This is a genomic window from Mesorhizobium sp. P3_A9, assembly GCF_056402975.1.
The window spans coordinates 1-5,604 of record NZ_JBFUGJ010000371.1; the positions used below are offsets into that span (position 1 = coordinate 1).

The window sequence follows — 5,604 nt, forward strand, 5'->3', positions numbered from 1 at the left end:
CCGTTGGTGAGGGAACCAGAGACCCGAGTCGAGATGGATTTGCCAGCGCCATACGGATGACCACAGGTCACTCTTTTTTGCGTCTATCGTGAAGCCGTCCCGGTGGGCCATCCGAGCGTCAAAGCACTGGGCTGAAAAAAATCTTTGCATCACCCCAAGGATTAGCCATTAGCCTTCGTCCAACTGACAAATGATGGCGATGATGCTGGATGAGACCGAAGCCTCCGACGCCGAACTGATCGGGCGGGCGAAGGGCGGAGACAGGGGGGCCTTCGGCACATTGCTGGAGCGTCACTACGACTTCGTCTATCGCGCCGCCTATCGCTGGTGCGGCAAGAAGGCCGATGCCGAAGACATCGCCCAGGAAGTCTGCGTCCGGCTCGGCAAGGCGATCCGCGACTATCGCGGTGGCGGCGCCTTCACGACATGGCTCTATTCCGTGACGATGAACGCGGCGCGCGACATGATGCGCAAGACCGCGCGCGAGACGGTGAAGACCGAGGCCTATGGCGTTCATGCGCTGATTTCCGGCGAGGCGCCGGCCGAGAGCGAGGATCCGGCCGAGGCACTGTGGGCGGCGGTGCGGCAGCTGCCGGACAAGCAGCGCGATGCCGTGCTGCTTGTCTATGGCGAGGGTTTGAGCCACGCGGCCGCCGCCGAGGCGATGGCGATCTCGGAGACGACGGTTTCCTGGCACATCCATGAAGCGAAGAAACGGCTGAAGACGCTGATGCGCTCGGCCGGGGAAGTGTGACCATGGTCGACGACAACGAACTCAACAGRCTGCGCGATATCGCGGCACCGGCGCCGGGCGAGAGCGCGAAGGCGCGCGCCTTCGAAGCTGCCCTGCGCGCCTATGATCAGGAAAATATTTCTGCCGTCACCCAAGGATCGGTCGGCGGCCTTCGTCTCACAGAGCGAGCACAAAAGCTCTGGAGCGAGATCATGCAAAAGAAACTCATTGCCACGCCGGCCATTGCCGGGCTCGTCGCCCTGCCGATCGCCGGATACGCCACCTTCCATCTGCTGAGGGAACAGCCGCCCAAATTCGGCGGCGACGAAAAGATCACCGAGACGCTGGCCGATAAGCCGGCGACCTTGAAGCCGACAATCGCCGAACCGAAGCCAGCCCCCACGGCGCTGGAAAAGGACAAGAAGGCCGACGCGGATGTGGAAAGCCGCGATGCGAGCGATGCGCTTGTGGCGCCGGCCTCGCCACCGAAATCCGAATCGGCCGAGGCCGGTGGCACCGCTCAGCAAACTGCGGTGGGGCGCGGGGTGGTGGCCGAGCCGGCACCGCCGGCGCCGACAGGTGAGTTCGCGCTGGATGGAACTGTAAACGCGCCCAGCACCTCGCGGGTTGACCGTATGGCAGCCGCCGAGTCCAAGCTGATGGCGCCGCAGCAACCGGCCACGGCGCCGGCCGACCAGATCGCGCCGCAGGAGGAAAACCGCGACCGCGTCCAGGATTTCAAGACCAATCCGGTGCACGCMGCACTCGAAGATCCGGTCTCGACCTTCTCGATCGAYGTCGACACSGYWTCCTATTCCTTCGTGCGCAGYTCGCTGAAGCARGGCTWCSTGCCGCAGGCCGACACGGTGCGCGTCGAGGAGATGATCAATTACTTTCCGTATGACTGGAAGGGGCCGGACTCGGCGTCGACGCCGTTCAACTCGACCGTCAGCGTCATGCCGACGCCGTGGAACGCGCACACCAAGCTGATGCATGTCGCCATCAAGGGCTTCGACATCAAGCCGACCGAGCAGCCGAAAGCCAATCTGGTCTTCCTGATCGACGTCTCGGGCTCGATGGACGAGCCGGACAAGCTGCCGCTGCTCAAATCGGCATTCCGGCTGCTGGTCAGCAAGCTGAAGGCCGACGACACGATCTCGATCGTCACCTATGCCGGTGACGCCGGCACCGTGCTGATGCCGACAAAGGTTGCCGAGAAGGACAAGATCCTCAACGCCATCGACAATCTGACGCCGGGTGGCTCGACCGCCGGCGAGGCCGGCATCAAGGAGGCCTACAAGCTTGCCCAGCAATCCTTCATCAAGGACGGCATCAACCGGGTGATGCTGGCCACCGACGGCGACTTCAATGTCGGACAGACCGACGACGACGACCTGAAGCGGCTGATCGAAAGCGAGCGCAAGACGGGGGTCTTCCTGTCGGTGTTCGGCTTCGGCCGCGGCAATCTGAATGACCAGATGATGCAGACCATTGCCCAGAACGGCAACGGCACGGCAGCCTATATCGACACGCTGGCCGAGGCTGAAAAGGTGCTGGTCGAGGATGCCTCCTCGACGCTGTTCCCGATCGCCAAGGACGTGAAGATCCAGGTCGAGTTCAACCCGAACAAGGTCTCCGAATATCGCCTGATCGGCTACGAGACCCGGGCGCTCAACCGCGAGGACTTCAACAATGACCGCGTCGATGCCGGCGATATCGGCTCGGGCCATTCAGTCACCGCGATCTACGAGGTCACGCCGAAGGGCAGCGGCGGCGAGCAGATCGACCCGCTGCGCTATGGCCAGGCTACGGTCCACAATGGCGGCGTCGCCAATGCGGACGAATATGCCTTCGTCAAGATCCGCTACAAGCTGCCGAATGAAGACATCTCGAAGCTGATCACCACGCCGGTGACATCGGCCAACGAGGTGGCATCCTTCGACCAGGCCAGCACCGACCAGCGCTTCTCCGTCGCCGTTGCCGCCTTTGGCCAAAAACTGCGCGACGAGGATGCGACCGCGAAGTTCGGTTACGACAAGATCATGGAGATTGCCACTGCCGCCCGAGGAGCCGACCCGTTTGGGTACAGGTCMGAGTTCCTTTCGCTTGTGCGCCTTGCCTCGGCGCTGGGCGGTAACCGGTAGTGGCGATGACGGCCGGTTTCTTTCAGATGGGATCGTTCTGATACGGGAAACCGGCCTACGGGCGGGTGAGGCAGGCCGGCGAGGGGTCATTCCCTTGCCGGCCTTTTTTTTCGGATCCGTTGATATTCAGGTGAGGCCGGTCTGCAAACGGCAGCTTCCTCCGCTTCCGGTGCTCACGTACGAAAAGTACGCTCCGCTCCGGTTCTCGGAACCTGCCGTTTTCGCCTCGGCCTGACCTGAATCTCAACGGATCCTCGGGCGGCGATACCGGCACGATCGTTAAATTGCGCGGCATTTCCGGTACCGGATCGCAATGTCCTCTTGTTACACCGATCATGTTTACAGGGCTTGAGGGAGCCGGAATTGCAGATCAGGACTATACCCAACTCGATACCGCCGGCACGAGACGCTTCCGCGGTTTCTTCGGCCCCATCATCCGAATCCAGGCGCATCAGCGACGATGTCGCGCAGGCGCGTCATACCGCCATGTCGGCGCTGACCAACGACCGCTTCCGCGCCATGCTGGAACAGATCAGCGATCCCGCTTCATCCGGCACGCTGATGACGATGCGCGGCGACAACGTCGTCGATTTCAAGTCGGCGCAGTCGAGCTACGCCGACAACAGCGAATAATCGAGAATATCGAGTCAGGCCCGGCTGCGGCGCCGTTCGCGGCGGGCTTCGCTGGTCTCGGCGGTGTTTTCCGTCGCCACCTTGTTGCGCATCGGGCCGATGCGCTCGACGATCGCCGCAACCGTCGGACGATCCGCCTTGGTATGGGCGTCGAGCGCCTTGCGCATCGCAGCAAGGTGCTGGAACGAGGTGCCGCAGCAGCCGCCGACGATTTTCGCGCCGGCATCGACAGCGAGACGGACATAGTCGGCCATGAGTTCCGGCGTGCCGGAGTAATGAATCTCGGTGCCGCGAAATTCGGGAATGCCGCAATTGCCCTTGACGATAACGGTCGCCTGCGGCTTCGCCTCGGTCACGTCGAGCAGCGAGGCCAGGATGTCGGAGGCGCCGACACCGCAATTGGCGCCAACGCCGAGCGGTGCTTCAGACAGGCCGTCGACGACGCCGTGGATGTCCTTCGGCAACAGGCCCATCATGGTGCGGCCGGCGGTGTCGAAGGAGCCGGTATAGGTGTAGGGCAGGCCGACGCGGATGGCGGCTTCTGCGGCGGCGCGGATTTCGTCGGGCGCCGACATGGTCTCGATCCAGGCGACTTCGGCGCCGCCTTCCTTGAGACCCTCGATCTGTTCGGCAAAAGCGTCGACCGCCTCGTCATAGGTCATGGCGCCAAGCGGCACCAGCAATTCGCCGGTCGGGCCGACGGAGCCGGCGACGATCACCTTGCGGCCGGCCTTGTCGGCGACGGCGCGGGCGATCTCGGCGGCGCGTTTGTTCAGCGCATGCACGCGGTCCTGCGCGTGGTGSAGCTTGAGCCGGTGGCGGGTGCCGCCGAAGGAGTTGGTCAGGATGATGTCGGCGCCGGCATCGACGAAGTTCTGGTGCAGGCTGGTGATGGTGTCGGGCGCSGTCTCGTTCAGCAATTCSGGYGCYTCGCCGGCCTCSAGGCCCATGGCGAACAGATTGGTGCCGGTGGCGCCATCGGCCAGCAGCACACCCTTTTCAGCCAGCAGGGCATCGATCGGATTGGTCGTCGTCATCGGATTGGCTTTCGTGTTTCGAATTCGAATAAGGATATAAAGAAGTCTTTATGTCCAGTCAATGATTTGCCACGACCTTCCTGCTGGATTGAAGCGCTTGCTCACGATCCGGACGTGATCTCGACGGCGATCTCGGTGCAGACCCCGCCATTGGTCGGGTAATAGTCGACCGAGCAGGCGGTGACCACCAGAAGCAGGTCCTGTTCGGCAAGCAACGTCACATTGCCGCCGGGCGGATTGATCGATGCCTCGACCACCAGCCTGCCGTCCGGCTGCGGCAGGGAGTTCTGGAAGAGATCGACGGGGTCGGGGGCGAAGGGCAGCGATATGCCCTCGGCAGCCAGCGCCTGCATCAGATTGTCCCGGCAATTGGGGTGGTTGGGGAAGCCGGCACGCTCGTAGAGGGCCGAGTCACAGGCGGGGTAGAGCATGTCATGCGGGCCGGGCGAGGCGTTCTCGACCAATGTCAGCATCGGCCTGGCGGCGGCGCTATAGAAATGGTCGCCGATGCCGGGGAATAGGCGCTCGGTGATGTCGCGGGTCTGCGACGTGCTCAGCCAGTCGAACTGATCTCCGGTCGCGAACGCCCAGAGATCGGCGACCTGCTGTCCCTTCGTGTCGATGATGCGGATGAGATCGCCGCGTTTGACATGGATCGAGCGGCCCGATTGGGGAGGGACGACGATGCGACGTGGGTCTGACATGGGCTGTCCTCTGGGCATGCCATCGACTTGGGCAACTGACTTGGGCGAGTGGCTTGGCCCTCGATCATGTCGGGGCCAATGACCACGATTGCGGTCGATCAGACAGAGCCTGACGGGAACGACATGCCGGCCAGATTGCGCGCGTAGGCGGCGGCCTCGTGTGGGTTGATGTCGGCGGCGCGGATCAGATTGTCGAAATGCYGGGTCAGCGCCTGGATCGGTTGGGTSGCGTTCAGCACCACATACATRTCGCCGACATAGATGGCGGCGCGGTAGGGGCCGAAGATGGTCAGCGGGATCGAATAGCGCATACGGCCGTCGTAGAGAAACAGGCGGAAGGTCGGGTACAGGTC

General features: G+C 63.1%; 5 protein-coding genes and 1 pseudogene. 3 read left to right on the top strand and 3 right to left on the bottom strand.

Annotated features, from left to right (window positions below; translation table 11 throughout):
- Window positions 1–193: 193 nt before the first annotated feature.
- The 3 genes from AC1DX0_RS30105 to AC1DX0_RS30115 all read left to right on the top strand — a co-directional run bounded on the left by AC1DX0_RS30105 (window position 194) and on the right by AC1DX0_RS30115 (window position 3,510).
- The gene (locus tag AC1DX0_RS30105; protein WP_477222162.1) at window positions 194–754 is read left to right on the top strand and encodes an RNA polymerase sigma factor; all 561 of its coding nucleotides are present in this window, start codon (window positions 194–196) and stop codon (window positions 752–754) included.
- Between the two features lie 2 nt (window positions 755–756).
- Complete coding sequence (locus AC1DX0_RS30110; protein ID WP_477358085.1) at window positions 757–2,877, top strand: vWA domain-containing protein; 2,121 nt, start codon at window positions 757–759, stop codon at window positions 2,875–2,877.
- A gap of 363 nt (window positions 2,878–3,240) precedes the next feature.
- Window positions 3,241–3,510, top strand: coding sequence for a hypothetical protein (locus AC1DX0_RS30115; RefSeq protein WP_477222164.1), 270 nt, complete (start codon window positions 3,241–3,243; stop codon window positions 3,508–3,510).
- Between the two features lie 14 nt (window positions 3,511–3,524).
- On the opposite strand, the gene bmt is transcribed toward AC1DX0_RS30115, so the two are convergent.
- The 3 genes and pseudogenes from bmt to AC1DX0_RS30130 all read right to left on the bottom strand — a co-directional run.
- Window positions 3,525–4,547, bottom strand: coding sequence for a betaine--homocysteine S-methyltransferase (gene bmt, locus AC1DX0_RS30120; protein WP_477222165.1), 1,023 nt, complete (start codon window positions 4,545–4,547; stop codon window positions 3,525–3,527).
- 101 nt (window positions 4,548–4,648) lie between these two features.
- Window positions 4,649–5,251 carry a DUF1989 domain-containing protein gene (locus tag AC1DX0_RS30125; RefSeq protein ID WP_477222166.1) on the bottom strand — a complete coding sequence of 201 codons (603 nt, stop codon included), beginning with the start codon at window positions 5,249–5,251 and terminating at the stop codon, window positions 4,649–4,651.
- Window positions 5,252–5,349: 98 nt separating this feature from the next.
- A pseudogene (locus AC1DX0_RS30130) lies at window positions 5,350–5,604 on the bottom strand (helix-turn-helix domain-containing protein); the annotation flags it as partial.

Excerpts from the sequence above, each read along its gene's own strand:
- AC1DX0_RS30125 (WP_477222166.1), bottom strand. The coding sequence starts at position 5,251 with ATGTCAGACCCACGTCGCATCGTCGTCCCTCCCCAATCGGGCCGCTCG.
- AC1DX0_RS30105 (WP_477222162.1), top strand. The coding sequence starts at position 194 with ATGGCGATGATGCTGGATGAGACCGAAGCCTCCGACGCCGAACTGATC.